Annotated in this window: 20 protein-coding genes; 9 read left to right on the forward strand and 11 right to left on the reverse strand. The window is 40.1% G+C overall.

All coding sequences use genetic code 11. The annotated features are described in order from the left end of the window. Positions 1 to 87: 87 nt before the first annotated feature. Together acnA and V7O62_RS03115 are read right to left on the reverse strand one after the other, a co-directional pair. Complete coding sequence (gene acnA / locus V7O62_RS03110; protein ID WP_406657560.1) at positions 88 to 2871, reverse strand: aconitate hydratase AcnA; 2784 nt, start codon at positions 2869 to 2871, stop codon at positions 88 to 90. Between the two features lie 44 nt (positions 2872 to 2915). Beyond that, a complete protein-coding gene (locus tag V7O62_RS03115) occupies positions 2916 to 4019 on the reverse strand; it encodes a citrate/2-methylcitrate synthase (RefSeq protein ID WP_406657561.1) in 1104 nt (367 codons plus the stop codon). Positions 4020 to 4151: 132 nt separating this feature from the next. On the opposite strand from V7O62_RS03115, the gene V7O62_RS03120 reads away from it, so the two are divergent. Continuing rightward, on the forward strand, positions 4152 to 5399 hold the full coding sequence (locus V7O62_RS03120) for an alpha-hydroxy-acid oxidizing protein (RefSeq protein ID WP_406657562.1): 1248 nt from the start codon (positions 4152 to 4154) through the stop codon (positions 5397 to 5399). A gap of 282 nt (positions 5400 to 5681) precedes the next feature. Then, positions 5682 to 6071, forward strand: coding sequence for a hypothetical protein (locus V7O62_RS03125; protein ID WP_406657563.1), 390 nt, complete (start codon positions 5682 to 5684; stop codon positions 6069 to 6071). On the opposite strand, the gene V7O62_RS03130 is transcribed toward V7O62_RS03125, so the two are convergent. Further along, complete coding sequence (locus tag V7O62_RS03130; protein WP_406658326.1) at positions 6066 to 7088, reverse strand: PhoU domain-containing protein; 1023 nt, start codon at positions 7086 to 7088, stop codon at positions 6066 to 6068. The genes V7O62_RS03125 and V7O62_RS03130 overlap by 6 nt on opposite strands. 30 nt (positions 7089 to 7118) lie before the next feature. Beyond that, positions 7119 to 8252 (reverse strand): hypothetical protein, encoded by a 1134-nt coding sequence (locus V7O62_RS03135; protein WP_406657564.1) that lies wholly within the window; start codon positions 8250 to 8252, stop codon positions 7119 to 7121. 125 nt (positions 8253 to 8377) lie between these two features. Here V7O62_RS03135 and V7O62_RS03140 point away from each other — a divergent pair, with 125 nt between their 5' ends. Beyond that, positions 8378 to 9052 (forward strand): RAD55 family ATPase, encoded by a 675-nt coding sequence (locus V7O62_RS03140; RefSeq protein ID WP_406657565.1) that lies wholly within the window; start codon positions 8378 to 8380, stop codon positions 9050 to 9052. A 102-nt stretch (positions 9053 to 9154) separates the two neighbouring features. Here the strand turns inward: V7O62_RS03140 and V7O62_RS03145 are convergent, their stop codons facing one another. The 7 genes from V7O62_RS03145 to V7O62_RS03175 all read right to left on the reverse strand — a co-directional run bounded on the left by V7O62_RS03145 (position 9155) and on the right by V7O62_RS03175 (position 19161). Beyond that, entirely contained in the window at positions 9155 to 10525 is a 1371-nt protein-coding gene (locus tag V7O62_RS03145; RefSeq protein ID WP_406657566.1) for a type II secretion system F family protein, read from the reverse strand. Continuing rightward, positions 10522 to 11439: a type II secretion system F family protein gene (locus tag V7O62_RS03150; RefSeq protein WP_406657567.1), complete on the reverse strand. Its 918-nt coding sequence runs from the start codon at positions 11437 to 11439 to the stop codon at positions 10522 to 10524. Before V7O62_RS03150 ends, V7O62_RS03145 begins: the two co-directional genes overlap by 4 nt. Then, positions 11440 to 13704, reverse strand: a complete 2265-nt coding sequence (locus V7O62_RS03155; protein ID WP_406657568.1) for a type II/IV secretion system ATPase subunit — start codon at positions 13702 to 13704, stop codon at positions 11440 to 11442. Positions 13705 to 13854: 150 nt separating this feature from the next. Continuing rightward, positions 13855 to 14748 carry a phosphate ABC transporter permease PstA gene (pstA, locus tag V7O62_RS03160; protein WP_406657569.1) on the reverse strand — a complete coding sequence of 298 codons (894 nt, stop codon included), beginning with the start codon at positions 14746 to 14748 and terminating at the stop codon, positions 13855 to 13857. Further along, positions 14745 to 15698 (reverse strand): phosphate ABC transporter permease subunit PstC, encoded by a 954-nt coding sequence (pstC, locus tag V7O62_RS03165; protein ID WP_406657570.1) that lies wholly within the window; start codon positions 15696 to 15698, stop codon positions 14745 to 14747. Before pstC ends, pstA begins: the two co-directional genes overlap by 4 nt. 72 nt (positions 15699 to 15770) lie before the next feature. Beyond that, positions 15771 to 16766 carry a PstS family phosphate ABC transporter substrate-binding protein gene (locus V7O62_RS03170; RefSeq protein WP_406657571.1) on the reverse strand — a complete coding sequence of 332 codons (996 nt, stop codon included), beginning with the start codon at positions 16764 to 16766 and terminating at the stop codon, positions 15771 to 15773. Positions 16767 to 17163: 397 nt separating this feature from the next. Beyond that, positions 17164 to 19161, reverse strand: a complete 1998-nt coding sequence (locus V7O62_RS03175) for a hypothetical protein (RefSeq protein WP_406657572.1) — start codon at positions 19159 to 19161, stop codon at positions 17164 to 17166. A 245-nt stretch (positions 19162 to 19406) separates the two neighbouring features. Here V7O62_RS03175 and V7O62_RS03180 point away from each other — a divergent pair, with 245 nt between their 5' ends. The 6 genes from V7O62_RS03180 to V7O62_RS03205 all read left to right on the forward strand — a co-directional run bounded on the left by V7O62_RS03180 (position 19407) and on the right by V7O62_RS03205 (position 25399). Then, a complete protein-coding gene (locus V7O62_RS03180; protein ID WP_406657573.1) occupies positions 19407 to 20537 on the forward strand; it encodes a glycosyltransferase family 2 protein in 1131 nt (376 codons plus the stop codon). 4 nt (positions 20538 to 20541) lie between these two features. Continuing rightward, positions 20542 to 21669, forward strand: a complete 1128-nt coding sequence (locus V7O62_RS03185) for a glycosyltransferase family 4 protein (RefSeq protein ID WP_406657574.1) — start codon at positions 20542 to 20544, stop codon at positions 21667 to 21669. A gap of 275 nt (positions 21670 to 21944) precedes the next feature. Continuing rightward, a complete protein-coding gene (locus V7O62_RS03190) occupies positions 21945 to 22685 on the forward strand; it encodes a UbiA family prenyltransferase (protein ID WP_406657575.1) in 741 nt (246 codons plus the stop codon). Then, positions 22682 to 23329, forward strand: coding sequence for a PHP domain-containing protein (locus tag V7O62_RS03195; protein ID WP_406657576.1), 648 nt, complete (start codon positions 22682 to 22684; stop codon positions 23327 to 23329). Before V7O62_RS03190 ends, V7O62_RS03195 begins: the two co-directional genes overlap by 4 nt. Further along, positions 23302 to 24321 carry a YbhN family protein gene (locus V7O62_RS03200; RefSeq protein WP_406657577.1) on the forward strand — a complete coding sequence of 340 codons (1020 nt, stop codon included), beginning with the start codon at positions 23302 to 23304 and terminating at the stop codon, positions 24319 to 24321. The genes V7O62_RS03195 and V7O62_RS03200 overlap by 28 nt, the downstream gene beginning before the upstream one ends. Further along, positions 24272 to 25399, forward strand: coding sequence for a DUF362 domain-containing protein (locus V7O62_RS03205; RefSeq protein WP_406657578.1), 1128 nt, complete (start codon positions 24272 to 24274; stop codon positions 25397 to 25399). Before V7O62_RS03200 ends, V7O62_RS03205 begins: the two co-directional genes overlap by 50 nt. Positions 25400 to 25472: the final 73 nt, after the last annotated feature.

The raw sequence follows: 25472 nt of genomic DNA on the forward strand, positions 1-25472 counted from the left end.
CTCTATATAAACGTTACTTAAAGCAAATAAAATAAAAAATATAGAATAATTTAGAAAAAAGAGAAAACGGGAGTAGTAAAGAGAGTATCATTCCTCTTTGATCTTATCCCTGAGGAATTTGTGGAGGATACCACCGTTCCTGTAATACTCGACCTCAATGTCTGAGTTCAGACACACAGTAACATTGAAGCTTTTTGTGTTTGAATCAGCATCCTTGGCCACGACACTGAGTTCACCATTTGGCTGAAGTGACTCGATGCCCATTATATCGAATGTTTCTTTACCTGTCAGACCAAGGCTTTGCACGTTCTCACCGTCCGTGAACTTAAGCGGCAATACACCCATTCCGACAAGATTGCTGCGATGAATTCTCTCAAAAGACTCTGCTATAACTGCCTTTACACCTAAAAGCTGAGTGCCCTTTGCAGCCCAATCACGAGAGCTGCCGGTTCCATATTCCTTACCTGCAAGAATAATCAGGGGAATGTCATTCTCAACATATTTCATTGCCGCAGGATATATGTGCATTTCCTCATCAGTAGGTACGTGTCTTGTCCATGAGCCTTCTTTGCCCGGAACAAGCTGGTTCTTCAGGCGTACATTACCGAATGTGCCTCTCATCATGACTTCATGATTTCCACGCCTGGAACCATATGAATTGAAGTTCTTATCGTCTACACCCTTTGAGAGCAGATACTGACCAGCCGGATAGTCTGTGCGTATGGAGCCTGCAGGTGATATGTGGTCGGTAGTGATACTGTCGCTTACAAGGACAAGCACATGTGCATTTTTAATATCCTTCATATCTTCCGTTTCCATCGGGAAATCCTTGAAGAAAGGAGGCTCCTGTATGTAGGTTGAATCAGCATCCCAATCATAAAGAAGACCGGAAGGAGCATCAAGTCCTCTCCAGAGTTCTGTTCCCTCAAATATATTAGAATACTGTTTTTCGAACATCTCAGGTCTGACAAATTCTTTTGTCACTTCATCGATCTCTTCCTTTCCGGGCCATATGTCTTTCAGATAAACAGGCTGTCCGTTAGGATCACATGCAACAGGCTCTGTTGTCAGGTCAATATCAACTGTCCCTGCAAGAGCGTAAGCAACAACAAGCATAGGAGAGGCAAGGTAGTTGGCCTTCACCTGTGCATTAATCCTGCCCTCAAAGTTCCTGTTACCGCTGAGAACGGCAGCAACTGTGAGGTCCTTGTTTTCAATCTCCTGGGAAACCGCCTCCTTCAATGGTCCACTATTACCGATACAGGTCATACAGCCATAACCTACAAGGTGGAAACCAAGTGCATCAAGATAAGGTGTTAATCCAGCCTCATCAAAATAGTCTGTAATGACACGTGATCCGGGTGCAAGGCTGGTCTTTACGAAAGGCTTTACCTTCAGACCACGCTCAACGGCATTCCTTGCCAGCAGACCCGCTCCAATCATCAAAGAAGGACTGGAGGTGTTGGTACACGATGTGATAGAAGCAATAACAACGGAACCATGTGTCACATGAATATCATCATCGGCGCATTTAATTTTCTCTATTCCGGTGTGATGCGGATGAGTTATTTCTGCGATGCTGTAGCCGCCTTCTTCCAGCCAGCGGCTGTAATCTCCATTGGACGGACTCAGTTCCTTTCCATTCTTTTCAGCAAAGACATCTTTCATAGTCTGGTGGAAACTACTTGACATATCCTGAACAGGAATACGATCCTGTGGTCTCTTTGGTCCTGCAAGGCTTGCCTCCACAGTACTCATGTCAAGTTCCAGTGTGGAAGTGAATTCCGGCTCAGGTGAATCATCTTCCATAAAAATACTCTGCTTTTTGCAGTATTCCCTGACCATGTCTACGTGTTCTTTGCTTCTCCCGGTCATAAGCATATAACCAAGGGTGACTTCATCAACCGGACAGAATCCCATAGTTGCACCGTATTCAGGACCCATATTAGCAAGTACCGCCCTGTCAGCAAGCTCAAGCGTCTTGTAACCGGGACCATAGAATTCAACGAATTTTCCTACAACACCATGTTCCCTTAACATCTGTACAACCTTAAGCACAAGATCGGTTGCTGTGACACCATCCTTCATTTCACCCGTGAGCTTGAAACCGACTACTTCGGGAATAGGCATGTAATATGGCTGACCCAGCATCACTGCCTCGGCTTCTATTCCGCCGACACCCCATCCAAGCACACCAAGACCGTTTATCATCGTTGTATGGGAATCAGTACCCACAATTGTATCAGGATAAGCTACGAGTTCACCATCCTTTTCTCTCAGGTGTACAACAGACGCCAGATTCTCAAGGTTTACCTGGTGAATGATACCACTTGCAGGAGGAACAACCTTCATGTTGTCGAAAGCTTTCTGTGCCCAGTGGAGAACCTCGTAACGCTCCTTGTTGCGATGGAACTCATACTTTTCGTTGCAGTTGCGTGCATAGGAAGTACCATAATAATCAACCTGTACGGAATGGTCAATTACAAGATCTGCAGGAATTACAGGATTTATCTTATTAGGGTCGCCACCCAGTCTTTCCATGGCAGACCTGATAGCTGCAAGGTCCACAACCGCAGGCACACCTGTGAAGTCCTGAAGAATAACTCTTGAAGGAATGAAGGGAATGTCTGAAGAAGATACTTCCTCCGGGCTCCAGCTTGCAAGGCTTTTTACTTCATCTTCGGTGACAAGTTTTCCGTCAACATTTCTTAAAAGTGCCTCAAGCAGAACTCTGATGGAATATGGAAGGGGTGATAATTTGACAAGACCCAGTTCTTCAAGCGTTTTTAATTGGTAAAAAGTTATTTTTTTACCATCCATTTCAAAAATCTGCTTTGCCCCGAAGGGGTCATGATTAGAAGTATCGCTCATTTAATGTCACCTTTTTAAATAAACTATAAATTATTCCTGTGAATCTAGATTTCAACGAATTTAGCTCTGGGTCTTATTACCCGGTTATCTGAATACTGCTCAAGGCAATGAGCTATCCAGCCGGATATTCTTCCTATCGCAAAAACCGCGGTTGCAAGTCTTGGAGGAATTTCCAGATATTTGTACACGACCGCTGAGTAAAAATCCACATTCGGATAAATAGTTTTGCCCTTATTTTCCACGAATTCCTTAAATGCTGCCTTTTCAATGGATTCCGCTATATCGAACCAGATTGAATTACCCTTCTCATCTGCAATCTCACGGGCAAGATCCTTGTATATAAGGCCTCTTGGATCATAAGTCTTGTAAACCCTGTGACCAAAGCCCATAAGCCTATCGTGATTCTCAATCTTATCCGCCACATAAGACCCTGCTCTTTCAGGGGACTTAACTTCATCCAGCATTTCCATTACTTCCATACGTGCTCCCCCGTGCAGAGGACCTTTTAAAGTACACAGACCGGCAATTACCGCAGAATAGACATCAGAGAGAGTTGATGTTGCAAGTCTTGTGGCAAAGGTAGAAGGGTTCAGTTCATGCTCGGCACTGAGAATAAAATCCTTTTCAATAATCTCTGCTTCTGTCTCAGTAGCTTCAGTGCCACGTATCATGTATAAAAAATAAGCTCCCTGTGACATGTTTAAATCAGGTTCAAGTGGAACCTGTCCACTTTTTATCCTGTAAAAAGCAGCCACTATAGTCGGAAATGAAGCAATCATCCTCATCCCTTTCCTGATGTTAGCTTCCGAAGAATTATCATCCATATCAGGATCACAATGGGAAATATAGGATATTGCTGTGCGCAAAGCATCCATCGCTTCAATATTGAAGTTGCAGAAAGTCAATACATTCAGAACATCCTCCGAGATCGCCCTTTCTTTTTTTAATTGATCCGAATAGACTTCAAGTTCCTTATCATCCGGGAGGTTGCCTCTCAGCAGAAGATAGGAAACGGCATCATAGGAGAGGTTTACAAGATCATTGATATCATGGCCCCTGTACTTCAGTATCCCCTGCATACCATCAATATAAGCGATTTTAGTCTCAAGTGCTATAACATTCTCTAACCCTTTTCTTATCTCATCCATGCAATTATCCCCTTATCGGCAGAGACTTTGGTTTCGATGCTACTTATTCTTAATAGAAAGATAGGTTTATGTTCCATGAACAAAAAACTGATTTTAAGTTAATCGTATTTTTACAATGAACTTCAGCCAAAGATGGGGAAAGGTGAAGGTTTGGGTAAATGGTATTGTTCTGTCTGCAATGTTTATCATTATGACGAAGAGATTGGTGATCCGGAAACAGGAATAGAACCCGGCACAAGTCCTTCAGATTTTCCGGATTCATGGAGATGTCCGATCTGTGGTGCAACCAGGGATAAACTGAAAATGGAAGAAAGCAGAGGAGAGGAGAATACTGAATTCAAAATCGGGAAAGGACCTGCTCAGAGATATGTTAAAAGAGAAATAATTTCTACTGCATCTGACAACCCGGCGGTTCAGCCCGAATACTCACAGGAATATGGCAGATCACTGGGACTTGCTGCAATTGGCCAGGGAATTACTTACCTGAACAACTTCCGGGCACTTGAGAGAGTTCTCTTGAGAACAAGACTGATTTCCGAGCACCAAAATCCCGTTATCAAAAAAGATTTTTTTGGAACAGAAGTTTGTATGCCCCTGTTTGCGGCTCCCATGGGTGGATTGAGTTATTTTGCCAATATTTCCGAGGAGGATTTTTCTTATTCTGTTCTTGAAGGCTGCAGGCTTGCCGATACCATAGGGTTCACAGGTGATACTGCAAAAGATTATACAACACACGCAGGAATACTTTCATTAAAAAAGGTACATGGGCATGGAATTAATGTCTTCAAACCCCGGTCCCAGGATATGCTTATCAACCTAATGAAAAAATCTGAGAAAGGACATGCTTTTGCAGTTGGCATTGATATTGATGGGGCAGGTTCTGTCAATTTCACCCTGGCAGGTAAGCCTGTTTACAGAAAGACTGTTGAAGATTTGAAAGAATTAAAGAATTCAACGAATCTGCCTTTTATGGTGAAAGGCATCATGTGTCCGGAAGATGCTACACTGGCAATGGATGCAGGTGCCAACATTATAGGAATATCCAATCACGGAGGCAGGGTACTGGATTCTGCCCCCGGTGTCGCGGATGTCCTGCCGGACATTGTACGTGCTATCAGGGACGCTCCCGGTAGCAGGCATGTAATTATAACTGCTGACGGGGGTGTTCGTACCGGATTCGATGTAGTTAAAATGCTGGCCCTTGGTGCAGATTTTGTCTTGATGGGAAGACCCATTGCCCGGCAAGTGCTGGCTTCCGGTGCATCCGGTGTAAAGGAACTCATGGATTTCCTGAAAACGGACATAATAAAAGCCATGATAATGACCTCATGCAACAAACTTGAAGATATAAATGAGAATATACTTACCACAAAAAAGTAATGGGAAGTAATTTCTTTTCATTTGTCACTGGTATGTTAGTTATACATATCAAATCTAGTCATTTATATAATATTAGTAATAATATATAGAAACCAACTTTTTTTGAATTGAGTAATAAAATATAGAGTTCCCATATATTTGAAAATTCATCGGCATCATATAAACTAACACTTGAACATGTACCTTGAATTGGTTTTTATGATCATAAATATTATAGTCAGAACATTATTATAATAAATATATACATGTTTTAGATATATTTGTGCATACAATCTCCAAACTATGCTTACAAAAAATATCAATATTAACGTTTTCAATTCTGCAGAGATAGGTAAATTCCTCTATGACATCAGGTATGTGATTCTGCTATACGTAATCGGAGATTTTCTTACTACATTCCATGCAATTGAAAGTGGTCTGGGGTTTGAAGAAAACGGCTTCCTGTCAACTATGATAGCTAATTATGGAATATGGTCACTGCTCCTGATCAAAATGGCAATACTGGCAGTTATTTTTTGGGCATACCATTCAATCAGGTCATCATCAAGCTCCACTGTGCTGTGGACCTTCTCAAAAACAGGGATCAGCCTTCTCGGACTTTTGCTGGTGGTCAACAACCTTATGGTAATATGGGCAAGAATCAGTCTTTTCGAATATATAGGATTCCTATAACCGACAGGAATCTTTCATCTTTTTTGCATGCATATTAATAACGATTTCTGCAATATCTGCACTGTATTCAGAGATACGTTGCAGGCTTTCAAGTATATTTCTCTTACTTTCACCGAGCCTGTTGTCCGTACCAGCATCCTTGTTACATAGATTGCCTGCAAGTCCGGAGATCTTATTCGAGGCATTGATAATATTATTTGCAAATACGGCATCGGAGGTTGATATTGCTTCGATGGAATCCTTGAACACACTTAGAGAAAGCTTCCCCAATCGTAATATCTCGTCATTTTCCTCGAGGGGAGAGTCCATATCTATTACATTCTTCGCAATCCTTTGGGCATGATCACCCACCCTTTCAATACTCTTTGCCACCAGCCTGAACCCAAGGCAATCCTTGGAATGACCTACACCGATCTTTTGTGCCAGGGAAGAATCATCAATGGCTGCCTTTAATTGCCTCACAGTCAGCAAATAAAATCTGTCTACATCATCATCTCGTTGCATCACGTCCCTTGCCAGTTCAAGATCCTGATCCTCAAGCGAGCGCAAAACATCCTCAAGCATCGAAGATATTATCCTGTACATACTGTTAATCGATTTATCCAGGGATATATCCTGATAGTTCAGCAAGCTCTGCAAAACAAGTTCGGTTCTTGACTCTTCAACTATCTCAATCCCTATAAGGCGTTTTCTTGCAGCTTCCTTGATGAACTTCCTTTCATCTGCAGAAAAACCATTCGGAGAAATGATCTTGATAATATCGTAACCAACAAGATAATTAGAAACCAGAAGCCTGAAATCATCTTCCGTGTTACCGGTGAGAGAGAACTCAATCTTGGAGCGCTGCTTCTTTTCTTCATTTCCCGGTTCTGCCATTACCGTAAGAGAACGATCAGGCCGTGCAGAAAGAGTTACAGCATCCCCTGCCGATAACCCATTCTCTCGAACCCATTTTATGGGAAGTGATACAATGTAGGTGGATCCGCCTGTTAGCTGGATCTTTCTTTTTTCTGAAATGAGTCACACCTCTGGTTTTGTATAAGTTGATCAAAGAATGCTAAGGTTCCCGGAAACCTGACTGAGCCGGGATACCATACCATCATCATCAGTAAGCATAAGATCAATCGTTACATCCTGGTCATTATAGGAATCAATACCAATCGGCCTTACAACCATACCTGAAAGATTATAATCATATAGTGTTACATTGCCGGAATCCTTCCATACAGCCCATTTGTAGCTGGTTATGAAACCATCAGAATCTCTGGAATCCGATGCATCCAGTATCAGGTAACTGTTCGGAGACTGTGACCCGTTAGCACTCTGGAGGTATTCAACCTTGAACTGCACCTCTGCTACAGGCATGGGTGGAGTGAAGAGTTCCTTGAAGACATTAATGTAAGAAGTGATTAATTCGATTCTCAGAGGTTCATTCTCAAGGGGAGCAGAACCTGCATATGAAATAAAATCGATAGCGTAGAATATTTCATAATCCGTGTTGTTGGTGAGATTACCACCCGAATTATTTCCGAAAAATGTAATTTCCTGTCTTTCGTTGTTAATACTGAAATTACCTGATTGTATGCATCTTGTCATGTTGGTTGTATCATTCATATAGAAATCAAAATCAACACCATTATAAGCTTTCCAGGGATGCATTTTCAGGTTGTAATTGAAGTCAGTGCTGTTATTGGCCCATCCGGCTGTCGATATAGTTTCTGACTTTTCAACAACTATGTCCGAAAAGTTAAGATGGATTGTCTTGCTTTTGGTAGCAGGAATGACCATCCTGTTTCCGGCGCTGTAGACCGCAGGATAGTCTTTATGCATATCGAATGCACCTGAGCTATCATAAGCTTTGAAATGTAAGAAATAACCATCATTGAGACGTATAGATGATATCCTGGAATCAGCTATGTTGAGATTAAGAACCGTGATATCGATGGACTGCAAGTTACCATCACCCGCTGGTACAGGTTCAATGGAAACTATCTTGAGTTCCTCATTCTCCACAGCAGCCTGGTGACTTTCCCTATTCATAGCCTCTTTCTGCATGGTGGAGACCATAAAAGCAACTCCTGAGGCTGCAATGATAGTAATCAGAATTAATAACAGTGTTGCAAACATAACGGAAACACCATGTGTATCCTTCAGGAAAGAAATCTTATCGCTACCAACCATCTAAGTTGAGAAGTAGATTAAAAATTATATACTTTACTAATGTAATATATATAGTACTCTATAATGTACATAGATGATGATTTTATTCCAAAACGATTTAAGCAATGATTGCTTTAAGGAATTTGATGGTGCTAACTAGCTTCGGTTTGAAAAACGTACCTTCAAATGTGGTACTGCTAATAGAGGAAGACATAGGAGACGTAAAAAGCGTATTCTTCCACAAAATAAGCTCCGATGCGCTCGCAATTGGAAAGAAAGTATATTACATTTCAACACGAAGCTCTGAAAAAATGATCTCTGAAGAGTTGAAAAACATTGGAATCGGGAATTCTGAAAAGAACTTGACGATAATAGGAAATTTTTCAGAGCCTGTAGCCTTGTTTGATATGTGTTATAAAAGACATAAACTATGTAACAGGCTTTATGGAGATAACGCAGGACCATTGCACAATATAAATGAAACTGATGTCTGCATCATAGACATGTTCTCTTCGTTGTTCATTCATGAAGAAGTAGAAGTTATTTCCGAAGCTATTGAATCACTTATCGGCATAAGCCGGGATTCAAACATTACTTTTCTCCTTTCAGCAGACATGGGAATACTTCCCGAAAGAGCTGAAAAGATAATCAGATCCATGGTTGACGGGGTGATCCAGTTCAGGACTGAATATGTAGGTGGCAAAATAAACAGGTACATAAATATACCAAAAATGAAAGGTAGCCTTCCTCTGAACAAAATGATAGCCTACAACGTTACAAACCAAGGAATCACTATGGATACAAGAGAAAGGGTTGGCTGACGCTTACAAACTTTACTTAGTTTAGAATAGAGAAAATAATCTTGTCCCTCTTCTTCTTGTTTATCACATTAAAAAAGAAATCCAACTGGTAAAAAGAGAGGATTAGTCATCTCCTCCTTTAACTATAATAGTTGCTGTGCCTGTTGATTCACCGGCTAATGCAGTTACTATGTATGTACCATCATTTGACCCGGGTATTGGTGTCACTGCTACTGTTCCATCATCTTCTGTCATAGAACTTGTTATCATCCCGTCGGGTGATATTGACATCTTGACAAATGTATCGGGAACAGGATTACCCTCCATGTCAGTCACATTAAAAACAATCGGTTTTTGTAATGGAATGCCCCCAAGCACTTCCTGCCCATCACCGGAAATAACATCAACTACATAAGAGCCACCCACACCTGCAGGTAGCAGAAGTGTTACACAGGCAACATAACTTAAAGTTATGAGTACTGCAGAATGCTTGAACCCGTGTTTTATCTCTCCCTCTGTGATCTGTCCGATGATGAGTCCTCCGAATAGAGCATTCAATATGATCATATGAAAGAAGCCACGTTCAAAGTCAATATCAGACAGGCCTACGCCACCAAGCATTTCCATGCCAACACCCTGAATAAGAGGTAGCAGGGATGTGGAAAGAATGTATGTCAGCATTACGATGATACCCTGTGCGAGGTAGAAAATGACTATGTACTGTTTCAGATTTGATTCCTTTTCTTTCTGGATGGCTATAACTGACCTCATATCTTCCGACGTACGGAACAACAGATCAGCAACATTACCCCCGGTGTAGGCAGCCTGGACCAGAACATCAATATACCTGGCAACAAGACGACTGTTCATGGAATCGGACATTCTGTGCATGGATTCTTCAAACGATTTGCCAAGAACCATTGAGGAAGCAGCATCCTGTGCATTGCTTGTGATAACTCCAAGATTCGTCTTTGACAGATTGATGAAGCCTTTTACAGGATCAATGCCACCTCTCATCAGTTCGGATAGCTTGTACATTAATTCACTAAAAGCCACTTCCCTTTTCTGCAGGAGTTTCTTCTGAAAATAAGAATCAAGCGAGTATGGAATGATCGCAACAAGTATGGCAAAAACCATTATGTGATCCAGATCGTCTTTTGGTTTATCATCTTCTGGTAAGGGTTCAGTTTTCTCCTCTTCAACAGCTACGACCTCACCTCTTTCCGCAGCTTCAGCAGCTTCCATTTCAGCAACAAGAGCTTCATACGCAGCCTGTTTTGCGGCAGTTTCATCGTTTACAGCTCCGCCGATTGATGCTTCGTCGGTCACAAAAGTATGACCTGTGAGAACTGCTACAGAAAGTATCGACAATGCAACCAATATCGGAATTCCCAATGTCAGATACTCCCGCTTGATATCATAGCGTATAGTCAATATCTGCACGTAGCGCTGAATTACCATACGATATCTTTCAATATCCATAGTAAAATTCATAGTATGCTCCTTGAATATTTCATCCACAGCAGAATGAGAAAAACAATGTTAATGAATGGCAGCATGAAGTAAACAAAGAACTGGAACATCTGTTTAGCGGTAAATGGACCAAGATCGATACCAAGAGCGCTTGTAACGACTATCATCAATACTACCAGTACGACACTCATGACTACCCCGCTCAAGTAGCCTTCACCATATACACCCAATGAATCAACGAACTCCTGCTGCATCTTTCGTCTCATGTCCATGAGTTCCCGGGACTTCATATCGAGATATGTACGCAGACCTCCCCCGGACTGCATAGCATTAGCAAGATCTATACATATAGCCCTGAGCGATTCGGAGGAAGTATTACGAATAAGATGATTCATGGCACTGACACCATCTTCACCCAGGACATCTACCCGATACATCACCTTACCGAATTCTGTTGACACGGACCCATAATCCTCTATAGCAACCTTTCTGATAACATCCATGGGAGATGAACCTGAACTTGCAAGAATGGTCATGTATCCTAAAGTGAAGGGAAGTTCATGTTCGATATTCATGTTCTTGTTAGATATCTTATTGTAGAGCATGAAAGGGAATCCACTAACAGTAAGCCCGAATGTGAGAATAGTAAGGACGGTTATATAGACAAAGGGAGAGGATGAGTTCCTGAAAAGAATCAGAGAAAACATAAAGACAATTGCAGAAGCCACTCCCGCTGTAACCAGAGCAAGAGAGAGAAACATACCGGGAGTCAGGACCATGTCTGCCTGGTAGAGGGATTTTGCAATATCATCCTGGGGTTTTTTGTCTATATGTTTACCAAATACGTAGCAAAACATCTTGTATTTCTCTACATATTTGTTGCTTGTCCCATCATTGAAAGCCTGATGGACATCAATTTCCTGCGTTTTTACCATTTAATGGGACAGCTCCATCAGTTCATCTTTCTGCCTTGAATATTTTCTGATGGCTTTGGCAACTTCTTCGTATTCTGTGATACCTTCACGAGCCATGCTTTCAAGGTACTTTGCCCTTGCATCCATCTCACTTGCAAGCTCAGCCTGCTCTATACCGAATTCATCATTAATGGCATCAAACATAGCACTACTGCCACTAAACTCATATTCATCGGTCACAGGGTTCCATTTGAACACGGGATTGGTAATAAGATCACCACGTTCAGGATCAAGTTCCACAATTTCCACTATCCTCAATGCACGCCTGAGAAAATGTTCACCTACTTTAATCATGGAATTGAAAATGACCATGTCCACACTGGCAAAAAGATTCCTTGGCACGTTCATTGGTTCGGATTCCACCCTTGAAAGCAATTCCTGGATGGAACCTGCGTGTATAGTACCCATACATGGGTGACCTACGGAAATAGCCTGGAAAAGAGTACCTGCTTCAGCACCACGAACCTCACCAACCACTATGTATTCAGGTCTCTGCCTCAGGGCTGCTTTAAGAAGGTCGAAAAGTTCGATATCACCCGCAGACTTGCCACCTTCACTACCACCAAAACCTGCTCTTGTGATAGATTGAGTCCAGTTTGGATGCATAAGATTCATTTCAGCGGTATCCTCGATGGATACTATCTTGTACTCCGGAGGGATGAATGCACCAAGAGCATTCAAAGTAGTTGTCTTACCGGATGCTGTACCACCTGCTGCCAGTACTGAACGCTTATACTCTACCATGAGCCAGAAATAGGCTAGTACTGTTGAATCATAGGTTTTGTAATTCATCAGGTCGATACAGGATACAGGATTGGATCTGAAACGTCTGATTGTAAAAGTCGAACCTCTTTTTGTGACCTCTTTTCCAAGAGTTAGATTGGCACGGCTTCCGTCTACAAGAGTTGCATCCCTGATAGGCTCCAGTACTGAAATATGCCTGCCTGCCGCCTGTGCCATCCTCATGACGAAGTTATTGAGCTCGATCTCCTCATAGACCACATCGGTAGCTACTGAGCCATATACCCTGTGATTTACATACAGAGGAGTATGGGGACCATTACAGGTGATGTCCTCAATATAAGGATCTTTCATCAAAAGGTCCATCCTGTCAAAACCCATGTACTTCTTATGTAGATAGTAGAAGAACTTGTGTTTCTGTGTATCACTGAGCTTAAGTCGATAAATATCAACAATAAGATCGAACCTGTCCCTCAGAGCTTCTACACGGTCCTCTTCCTCTACAAGCAATATTTCAGAATGTGCCATCTTGTCAAAGGCATTCTGTACAATGTAGAATGCTTCTTTTTCACTGTCACTCAGAGGCGGTTCAAGACACTGGTATACCAGTGAATCAACTTCGAATCTGATATGTACATACTGACATCCAGGAGTTACTTCATATGTTATGTTTACTTCTTTCTGGGGAACACCGGGAGCGGGAATTGACAGTTCCCCAACAACAAATTCTATCTCTTCAATTATTTCGGGTTTTGGAGTTATTATCTGTTCTATCTTTTTAACAATAGAAGAGGAGGCTTTTTTTGCAGAATCCTGTTCCTGCTTACTCACGGATTCGGTTACTCCTTTATCTGTAGTTTCATCAGTGTTTTTCTTTTTTTTACCAAGACTTAAGCCGAACCTGCGCTTCTTTTTTACAGGCTTATCGCTGAGACTTTCACCCTTTTCAGAATTCTGCAAGATACTCTCTGCTTTTTCCTTGTGTTTTTTGTCCTTAGATTTTTTTTCGCCTTTTTTAAGACTAAATCCAAAACGCTTCTTTTTTGGCTGTTCTTCAACTACAGACTGCTTGATATCATCAAGCAGAATTTGCTCTTCAATGCTATCCACATCCAGTCCCACTTCCATATCGTTGGAAACAGAATCCTGAACAGAAATTTCTTCAGTAGAAATCGATTCTTCATGGAGAAAATCCTTTATTATATCTCCGTCTACTGGCCCCGTATCTTCTGCAGACTCTTCAGACTGGTTTTCTGAATGGAGTATATTTACTGCTTCATTCCCCGAAACCTGTTCATCTTTGTTTCCACGCAGTCTTAAAGAAAATCTTTTTTTGGGGGGTTTGCGACTATCTGCCTGATTTAATGAATTCTCTGGAACAGTATTTTCAGAAATGTTCTCGTCCTGTTTTTCAATAAGAAGTTGCTTTGTCCCCGGGTAATTGGCCTCATCATGTTGTTCAGGACCCGTATTCTTACCAACCATTAATCGGCTAGTAAAATAATCTATACGTATATACTTATTCATCATATTTTATGTAGCCAACCATAACTTATATTGAAGGAAGTTTGGAACAACCTCTCCATTCGTTTTTATTACTTCTATACTATAAATCGGGATAATTCGCAGGAAAGATTAACCGATCCTGCGTCTCCAGACTATCAGCCTTGTAACAGCATTTATTATCATGACAATAACAATCAGCACAAATGCAGCTGCAAATCCCTCAGACACAGAAACAAGATGAGGAAACAAAAATGAATGGTAGACAGTTATCGGAAGAGCAGCTACCAGATCCTGGAAAGGATAGAGTTTAATACCAAAAATCAATTTTTCACTAGCTCCAAATTTGAATTCCGGGAAAAACTGAGAATAACCTGCTGTAAGGATTACCACTGCAGACTCCTCAGCAGCTCGGCCTATACTTAGTACGATACCTGTCATAATCCCTGCCAAAGCATATGGAAGTGTTACAAGTTTGATAGTTTCCCACTTGGTAGCACCAAGAGCATAACTTGCATCTTCGATATCCTGAGGAACTCTGTTGATAGCTTCCTCTGATGCTCGTTCTATTACAGGCAGAATAAGTATAGCCAAGGCTATTGAGCCGGATATAAAAGAAAATCCACCTGTTATATGCCTCATGTACATTACAAGTATCATCAGGCCAAATATTCCAAGTACTATTGAAGGAGTACCGGACATTACATCAAGCAGAAAACTTAGTGACCTTGTTACAAATCCATCTTTTGCATATTTTGCAAGGTACACTGCCGTACCAACTGCAAGGGGTGCAGCAAGCATTGTCGAGAACAAAGACAGTAAAACCGTACCCACAATAGCATTGCCTATAGCTCCCCCAAATCCTTTGAAGTCTGCTTCCGGAGTAATTATAAAATCAAGATTCAACGAAGGTAAAGCTTTGAGAGTAATGGTTCCAAGAATAGACACAAGTATGACTATGGTAAGAACCGCTGAAATATAAGAGATGTATTTGAAGAATGCATCATGCATATTTCTGGAATTCATTCTTTTCCACCCCCTATTTTTCGTGAGATTAACACGAATAGCATCTCAATCAGGAAAAGAATAGCTGCTATCCCAAAGAGGGCACTTCTGGGCTCTGCTTCAGATGCATAGAATTTTATATCATTTAGAATCTTTGAAGTCATCGCAAATCCATAGCTGAAAAAACCCGAAGGTATAGTTTTCATATTTCCAAAAAGCATAACTATTGCCATGGTCTCACCCATAGCTCGCATCATTCCCAAGACAATTGAAGAAAGAATTCCACCTGATGCAGCAGGAAGTACAACGCGCTTGATAGTTTCCCAATGTGTAGAACCAAGCGCAAAAGATGCCTCCCTGTATTCATTTTTCACTGATCGAATAGCATCTTCGGAAAGAGCAGTGATTGTAGGAAGGATCATCACAGCTAATACTGAAGAGGCAAGAAAGAGTCCTGTACCTGTATTTGGAGTATGATCAGCGAACAATGAAATAAATCCTAAATTAGAGATGAAAAATGGTTCAATTTGCTCAAAAAAGACATCTTCAAGCACATAAAGACCGAAAATACCATAGACCACAGAAGGTATACCTACCAGTAACTCTATCAAAGGTCTGATCACTGCAGCAAGTTTGTTAGGAGCATATTCTGCCAGAAATATGGCAGTAAACAGGCTCACGGGAACAGCCAGCAATAAAGTAACAAGTGTCAGTACCATAGTACCATATATGAAAATCCTAATACCATAAACACCAGTGGTGTAGTTCCATTCAGTACCTGTGATGAAACCAACAAATCCCTGACTTTCAAATACAGGCATTGCTGTTTTAAAAATGAAGAGTATGAAGAATAAAGCAATCGAAGCCGTTAGGATTGCACATGACAGGAATAAGAGATGAGGAAGATCAAATCGGAATTTCTTGCTCAAAGAAAGACTAGGAAGTTCAAATAACAATTTCTTGTTAAACATGATGATCTTGTTTTTGTAAAAAAAGGACCTGCACAAAAAGTACAGGTCGATGGTTTTTGTTTGTTAGTTGATTTATACGAGGTCAATCATTGGGAAATAACCTACATCTTCGAAGGCATCTGTGTTAGCAGGCTGCATTGCGAAGTCGATGAATGACTGCTCGAGTGAGGAAGGAGCACCGTTGGTAAGGTAGATGAGTGGTCTTGTCATTCCTTCATCGAAAGCTGAGGATTCGCTCTTGAGAGCAGCGATAACTTCATCTTCACAGTCGTCCTTGTCAGTTGAGTGGCCTTCTACACTAATGAGTTCTACTGCATCAGAACCAGCAGCAAATCCGAAATCTACGAATCCCATTGAACCTTTTGTGTCTTCTACTGCCTTAAGTACTAATGCATTACCATCTTCGCCTTTTGCATCTGTGCTGTCTGCCCAGTGCTTGTCACCTGCACCAAAGTACTTGGAGAAGGTTTCTTCGGTTCCACTTGCATCTGATCTCTGGAAGACTGAAACGTCTGTGATACCTCCAGCAACTGTGAGGTTACCACTTGTGATTGTTGAGATTGTTGTAGCAGGGATTGTACCATCAGAAGTTACGTTGTTGTAGATAGCTGTGATCTCGTCCTTGGTTGCGTTACCGGTTACATCGTTACCGATGATTACGATTGCACTGCCACCAATTACGTGCTTTACAAGATCTGGGTGTTCGTTTACAGTGTCAACATCACTGGAGGAAGCACCGATGTCTACAATGTCAAGTTCTGTTGAGGATACACCTGCACCGGAGCCACCGCCCTGAACTGTTACTTTGACACCAGGGTGAGCATCCATGTAGGATTCTGCGAGGATTTCGGATACTGGCTGAACGGTTGAGCTACCAGCAATGAGAAGTTCGGTTGATGCGGACTGGCTTGCGCCTTCTGCGCTTGCACTGTCGGAAACGTCGCTTGAGAATGATCCCATAATTGTACCTACTGCTGCTGCACCAGCGATTGCGACCACTACTAAAACGAGGGTAGCAACGATTGGTGAAACACCAGCTTCATTGTTGAAAAAGTTCTTCATGTTCATATCGTACACCAATTTTTATTTTTTAATTTTATTTGTTGGAGCGGGTTTTACACGCTCTGAGCCTTAGATTGCATTGTCGATATATAACACTTGTACAAATAATGTATATAGCCAAATAATCAATATAGATTTACAGTATATCTATATACAACTGCATATGTAACCAACTAATATTCGATAGAAGAAAAAGAGGATCTCACTGCCTGAGTAATCAAATTTTACTATTAGATTATGTAAAAATAAACTACAAAATGAAACTCATTCAGCTACATGCTTCGAGTCTGAAGAAAAATAAGATGTTATTGCAATCTTCATATATTCTTTTCATTATATTAAAGATTAATTGAGGAGGTTACAGGATATTCCAAATATGTAAAAAAGAAGTGTAGCTAAAATGTTATTTTGAAATCGTATATACTAAGCCAAACACAACCAGTGCAATAATAATGACAATAGCATAGAGGTAATTCTCTACGGCATTAATAGCCACTCCTTCCATTGAGCCGAAAGCAGAACTAAAACCACCAAGTACACTTTGGAACAGATTGTGCACGAACTGTTGTGCCTTTGTGAAAAAATCTGCAAGAGGTCCGAGGAGATTGGAAAGGAAGGAGTCATCGGAATTTTCTTCCTGAACTTCAATGGAAGATTCGTAAATGATAAGTTCATCATCATCCTCACTGGTAGAATGTAATACATTCTCCTCTTCACATTTGTTTTCCCTATCTAGAGAAGCTATTATTGTTTCAGTTATCTGAGGTTCTTCTGTATCATCTTTCCATTCTCCGCTCGAAAGGTCGAAGTATCTTCCAACTTCAATCCCTGAAACAAAGCGAGATGATTGCAACTCACCTTCATAGTCAGGTATACCCCTGAACTCACAGGTCGCATAGGGAAGGCTGGGAGCTACACTTGGATTGATGCTATATCTGAAATTAAAGCTCTTCCCAGGGGGAAGAAGCACCCCGTCAACAGATATATTCTGTGTACCATTCATACGAGAAGAGGACCAATCCCATTCAGCAAGAGGTACCTCTCCCTGAAGACTCTCTTCAAAACTGCCGCCCACATAGTTAGCCTCTGGAGGTACCGTGTCTACCACATTTACCCAGGCAGCACGGTCGCCATCATTTGAAACACTAAGCTCGACAACATAATCCTCACCCGAATGCTTCAGAGACTTACTGAAAACAATATTTGGGCCGTGCACATTCAAGTTTGCTGAACCAGAGCTCCAGGTAAAATCCTTTCCAAAGAAAGTGGTTTTAACCACCACCGGATCAAAAGTGTACTTTCCTTGTTCCAAAGGGATAAGCTTCTGACCAAGGTAATACTGTCCTTCAGGGCTCACACGTTGATAATCACCGGACTCATAGATTTCTGAAACTACAAGTTGTTCGGGGATATCTGAAAACTGTACCTCAAGATCATCAATCGCATAGAGCCCTACATTATAAATATTGGTCCTTAAAAAAGAATGCTCCCAAGCATTCCATATCTCAAAATCAATAGATTGCCAATTATCTGTCTGGCTGTAGAGAGGACGCACGAACCAGGAGCTCATGTTAATCTCTTCGTTAACGACTTCTAACTTTACTTCCAATTTTGGTTCAGTGCACTCAAAAGATGCTATTCCACCAAAGACATAATAGTCATCCTTAATGTCGTAACCATCTACTTTTGCAGTTATGTTATAAGTGAGAGAATATGGAGAAGTCTTACCATCCCATTCAGGAGCAATTACCGTAAAATTGAAAGTTTTTTCCTCATCTTCCAAAAAGCAACCAAGTCTTTTGCTTAATATCTGGTCCCTGAACACAAACTCCTCTTTTGACCTGAGCCTGAATTCACCAATATCCAATTCAAGCATAGCATTTTCAATCCATCCGTCTCCGGTGTTTTTGACGGTTATTTCTACATGTTTTTCCTCACCCGGAGCATATTGGTCCGACCCAACCTTGACACCATCGATTTCCTCAGAACTTGCCTTAAAATCAATATCAACTACGGGAAGACCTCTTGTAAAAACTTTGAGATAAGCTATGGGAGTTTCACTACTATCTTTCTTGATATCAGTCAACATTACCCGAACATCATGTTCCCAGTGAAAAGTACTATCCCCATTCAGAAAAAGAAATTCACTACGAACATCTTCATTACCCTTCTGAGCTGAAATCAGTACCCCACTCCTATCATCATTGAAATCATCAGGTCTTAATTTGTACTTAATACCATCAACTGATACTTCTCCAAGTTCTCCCCATTTCAAATTAACAGCTTTAACTTCTACCCAATCCACACAATAATCAAGATCATCACAAGGACACAGAGAATCAGCTGAAGATAAAGGAGCAAGTGAGATCAGAAGAATCAAAGCAAGAGAATATGCTTTCATGTAGCAGTAAATAGAGCGACCAATAACCATTTTATTAAACCCACATACGTTTTTAGTTAGGCGTCTTTAACAAGAAAGCTATATAAAAGATTTCAAAGTGAAGTATATAGTAATACTTGCTAGTATGTACCTGCTATAGAATCATTAAATGATTTCCTGAAACCTCTGTAAACATGTCCGGGCGAGAGAGTATTTTTATTACTACAATCCAAAGAAATATAAACTTAAAAGTCTAAGGAGAGTGGATGCCAAAACTATCGATAGTAATGCCTTCCATGAACGAAGATAAAACAATCGGCATATGCATCGAAAAGGCAAAAAAAGTCTTTGAAAAATGCAACATGGAAGGAGAAATTCTTGTAGTTGATAATTCAACGGATGATACTCCAAACATTGCAAGATCCATGGGAGCTAAGGTTATTCATTCTGTTGAAGGATACGGGAATGCCTACATGACTGGCCTGGAAAATGCTACAGGAGATTACATTGCTATTGCAGATTCTGACAATACCTACGATCTGGAAGAGTTAACCGGATTTATGAAATATCTTGTAAGTGGCGAAGCTGATTTTGTTATCGGCAGCAGACTAAAAGGTAACATTGAAAAAGGAGCCATGCCCTGGTTACATCAATATATCGGTAACCCATTTTTAACCTGGTTACTGAATCTTGTATTCGGGACCCGAATATCCGATGCACATTGCGGAATGCGTGCCTTTACAAGAGAAGCACTTCAAAAAATGAATCTCAAGACTCATGGCATGGAGTTTGCTTCTGAAATGATCATTGAAGCATCTTATAACGGGCTACGGATAAAGGAAGTACCTATCACTTATCATGTAAGATACGCTCCTTCCAAGCTTCGGTCTTTCCATGATGGATGGCGTCATATCAGATTTATGATGCTTTACAGGCCCCTCTCTTTTATGTGCGTGCCGGGTCTACTTGTTTTTCTGATAGGACTTCTGCTTACTACTGCGACTCTTATTCAGGGAGATGTCGCCGAGACTAAATTACATTCCTTTATCCTGGGGGGTATGTTACTCATCATAGGAGGGCAAACCCTTGCCACTGCATCTTATATGAAAGCTTATGGTTTTATCCACGGGATCTACCGGAAAAAAAATGACTTATCAGAAAAACTGTTTAGCTACCATTCACTTGAAAAAGAGCTATTCGGTGGATCTGTTTTGTTGATACTGGGTTTCATTCTTGGCATAAGGATAGTTTCAACCTGGGTTAATACAGGATACGGTTCACTGGAGGAGATTGAAACTGCCGTAGTGGCAATGATACTTGCTGCAATTGGACTTCAGATGGTCTTCAGCTCAATTTTCCTGAGCGTAATGCTCCTGGACACTAACATTGACAGGTGATGCCTTGAAGATAGCATTTGTCTACGATGCTGTATATCCCTGGGTCAAGGGCGGTGCTGAAAAACGCATATATGAGATAGGCAAGAGACTTGTAGAAAGAGGACATGAAGTACATCTCTTCGGAATGAAGTGGTGGGAAGGAGAAGACATCATTGAACTCGAAGGAATGATACTACATGGAGTTTGTAAGTCAGGAAAACTTTACACCAATGGCAGACGCTCAATTATCCAGGCACTGATCTTTTCTATAAGTCTTTTCCGACCTTTATTGAAAGAAAAATTTGATATCATTGATGTAAGCGTTTTTCCCTATTTTTCGTGTTTTACCGGAAAAGCTGTTTCTGTAATCAAAAGAACGCCTTTAGTTTTTACCTGGCATGAGGTATGGGATGACTACTGGTATGAATATTTGGGGAAAATTGGATTTTTTGGATTACTGATTGAAAGAATTGTGTCAAAACTGTCAGAGAACAATATAGCAGTCTCTGGATGGACAAAAAGAAAAATGGAAAGTATCGGGATTAAAACTGAAAATTCATATACTGTTCCAAATGGAATCGATCTGGAGCAAATTCACAAAATCAAATCCCCAGATGACAAATCAGACATTGTTTTTGCAGGTAGGTTGATAAAAGAAAAAAATGTGGATCTCTTATTAAAAGCCATTTACCTAGTGAAATATTCAAAACCAGACGTCAATTGTATTATCATGGGCGATGGTCCTGAGAAAGAAAATCTTCGAAAACTGACAGATAAACTTGAATTGACAAATAACGTCCTCTTCATGGGATTTATGCAATATGAAGATTTAATTAGAAATATCAAAGGTTCCAAAGTTATGGCACTACCTTCAAGAAGAGAAGGTTTCGGGATTATAGCGATTGAAGGTTTTGCATGTGGAAAGCCTGTTGTTACTACAAATAGTAAGAACAATGCAACACAAGAAATTGTAACTGATTCGATTAATGGATTTGTTGTCGAAGGGGAAGAGGAATTTGCAAGAGTTATTGAAAAAGTATTAGATGACAACATTCTCTACAGCAAATTAGCTGAAAATTCTGAATCCGAAGCACAGAAATATAATTGGGAATCAATATATATAACTTGTATATCAATTTACGAACAAATATAAGTTGTACAACCTAATTTATATCATAGTTTATGATGTAAATAAACAAATTATATATGTTATTATACGAATTGAAAGTGGAAATTATTAGAAATTTATAAAAATATTTTTTAAAAAATCTAAAAAGTAAGTTTGTATCTGCAATCGTTGCCTAAAAACATAGGACAAAAACAATCATGTTAGGAGCAATAATAAATTCCATGCGGCCACATCAGTGGTACAAAAATCTCATTATTTTTGTATGTATCATTTTTTCTGAGAATGTATTCAATATTCAAATGTGGATAGACCTCATCATTGTTTTCACAGCATTTTGCTTGCTTGCAGGTTCACAATATATGTTCAATGATATTAGGGATGTGGAGAAAGACAGATTACATCTGAAGAAAAAAAATAGACCTATTGCTGCTGGACTCCTTCCTGTAAAAAGAGCTCTTATCATATCATTTTCAATGATGATTGTATCACTTGCTATTCTCTTTTCAATGGGATGGGCAGTAGGACTTGTGAGCTTGTTGTATCTGGTTAATAGTGTTGTTTACTCCCTTTATTTTAAAAATTACGCTATTGTTGATGCTATTTTTATTGCTGTAGGCTTCGTTTTAAGAGCAATTGTGGGCTGTTTTGCTATAAATGTAATCATTTCACCATGGTTGATACTTTGTGTTTTTCTTCTTGCACTTGTACTGGCATTTGGAAAAAGAAGACACGAACTTGATGGAGATATAAATTCAAGGAATAGTTTATCGCAGTATAATATCAAAATGAGTGAAAGTTTGTTGAACTCTTCTGTTTCTATGTTGCTTATGTCATATGCTCTCTATACTGTTTCAATACATCAAGCAATGATGTTAACTCTACCTTTTGCCTTTTTTGGAATATTCAGATATGTTCAACTCATGAATCTGAAAGGTATTGGAGAAGAAGCGGAACTCTTGCTCAAAGACAAGGCATTCATGTTAAATCTATTTTTATGGACAGTCCTTGTTATTTTTGCATTGTATGGAGGTTTCATATGAGATTCGATCTGCATGCACACACAAAATATTCTCCCAATTGTGGATACATGGAACCAAAATTAATTGTCAAAATTGCACAAAAAAAAGGATTACATGGGATTGCCATTACTGACCATAATACTATAAAAGGTGGCATAAAGTCAAGAGAATATGCTGATAAAGATCTGGAAGTAATTATCGGCTCCGAGGTGATGACTTCCAGAGGGGAAGTTATAGGACTTTTTCTGTCAGATGAAATTCACTCAACTGATTTCCTAAATGTTGTCGACGAGATTCACGACCAGAATGGTATCGTGGTTATCCCCCATCCGTTTGATACATTGAGAAAATCAGCTCTCTGGCCTACAGAAGATGATGTTAGATATTTTGACGGAGTTGAGGGGTTCAATGCAAGAAATGTTTTCCAGAAAAGCAACATTGATGCGGTTGAATTTGGAAAAAAGCATAGATTGACTATCACGGCAGGAAGCGATGCCCATTTTAGTAATGAGGTCGGAAATGCTGGGGTAATAAATAATAATGAAGATATCAGAGAAGCAATTCTATCCGGACATATTGAAATATTTGGTGAACGAAATAGTCTATATAATCATTCTTTAACGAAAGGTCTCAAACTATGCAGAAAAATAAAACGATACTTCTAGTTTTCTTTGCATTGGCTGTCTATGTTGCAATGGGCATTTATGCAGACATAAATCAACTGACCCTTGCAATTCAGAGCTTTCACTGGCCATATTTCATTCTATTATTGCTTTTTACAAGCATAGGTTATTTTCTCAGGTATCTTAAATGGGATATATTCCTTAAAAATACAGGAGTGAACCTTACCTTCAAACAGAACATATTTATATTCATAAGTGGGCTTTCAATGATTGTTACTCCGGGAAAACTGGGAGAAGTCTGGAAAGCATGGCTGATTAAGGATATTTCTGGAGATGAATTGAGCAAGACTGTTCCAGTTGTGATACTTGATCGCGTTACTGATATACTGAGCCTTGTAATTCTGTCAGCTTTTGGTATATTGTCCTACAGAGACGGCATCTATCTGCTGGCCACATTATTCTTCATGATATTGGTGTTCTATGTTTCAATCACATCTAAGAGAATTTCTGGAAAAATGATATCAGTAATCGAGAATCGGGCTATGAAGCATTCCAGTGACGTTAAGGGCTTGCACGGGACTTTTCAGAAATTAATGGAGCCGAAACTATTCATATCACTTTCACTTTTGAATGTTTTAGCATGGTTCTGTGAATGCCTCGGTTTTTATTTCATTGTTATTGGTTTTGACCAATACCTCAGCATTTCACAATCAACATTTATTTTCAGTTTTGCTTCCCTTGCAGGCGGAGTGAGCATGATTCCCGGGGGTATCGGGCTTGCTGAAGTCACGATAGCGGGTTTTTTGCAGCATAATGGATTTACTCCCACCATCACCATCGGTACTGCACTTATTGTACGTCTTGGATCATTCTGGTATGGAGTTATTCTGGGCCTTATAGTTTACCTCTTATTCAGAAAAAAGATCATTCCAAATAATGGATGCGGGCTAAAGAATAATCATATTACATCATCGGAGGAATTTAATGTCAAGAGTTACTGTTCTGAAAACATCACCAAAGACGATATTAGATGACTATCAAGAGCTAATGGAACTTGCAGAGTATACATCAGCAGTTCCCAGAGATAATAAAACTATTTTGAAGATTAATCTTTCTTGGAGTTTGTTCTATCCTGCCTGTTCAACTCCTCCCTGGCAACTTGACGGAGTACTGAAAAAGCTCCGAACTGATAGATATGGGGATATCACTTGTGTGGAAAATCAGACTGTAGTAACTCATCCATGGAAAGGAGCATATGGGAACAAATGGCTCCCGATACTTGAAAAATATGATGTCGATTATGTTCCCCTTACAAATGCTGAGTGGATACCCTTTGAGCCGAAGGCAGAGATGCTTGCAATGAATGATCTTTTTGGAGAAATTCTCATCCCTAAGGAATTTTTCAACAGCAATGTAATCCATCTTCCTACTGTCAAGACACACGGACATACCACTACTACAGGCGCCATGAAAAATGCCTTTGGAGGCCTGATTCCAAAATATAGGCATCATGCCCATAAGAAGATACATGAGGTACTTGTGGATTTGCTGGCAATACAAAAAGAGATTCACAAAGGTGTCTTTGCAGCAATGGATGGTGGAGTCTGTGGAAATGGGGCTGGTCCACGTACGATGGAGCCTTTTGTAGGAAATGTACTCTTAGCCAGTGATGATCAGGTTGCTATTGATGCAATCTCGGCTAAAATAATGGGTTTTGATCCGTTAAGCATTGATTACATTAGAATTGCCCATGATAGAGGACTGGGAATGGGTGATTATGATCAGATTGAAATTTGCGGTATGGATAAAAACGAATTTGAAAAACTGAATTTTAAATTCTCTACTAAGAAAAGCCCAATTGTCGAATGGGACCAGAGGTTGAGAAAAGGAACTGCTGACATCCATTGTTTGCATAAGCTTTTATTCCATTCTCCAGTTTTTAAGAACTTCATTTTTGCATCCGAGTTTTACCACGATAAACTTTGGTATCCCATCATTGGGAAAAAACATATCGATGAATTCAAGAAGACTGAATGGGGCAATCTTTTTGGTGGGTATGAATTTGGGAAGTTTCCTGAGTATGAGGAAATCACCGAATGGAATCCATACTGAAACAGTCATAATTAATATAGCAAGCTTAAAAACTTGATTATTTTGAGTTAATTTTTTTGTACTGTCGGTTCAA

The organism is Methanolobus sp. ZRKC2 (assembly GCF_045291185.1).
Classification (GTDB): domain Archaea; phylum Halobacteriota; class Methanosarcinia; order Methanosarcinales; family Methanosarcinaceae; genus Methanolobus.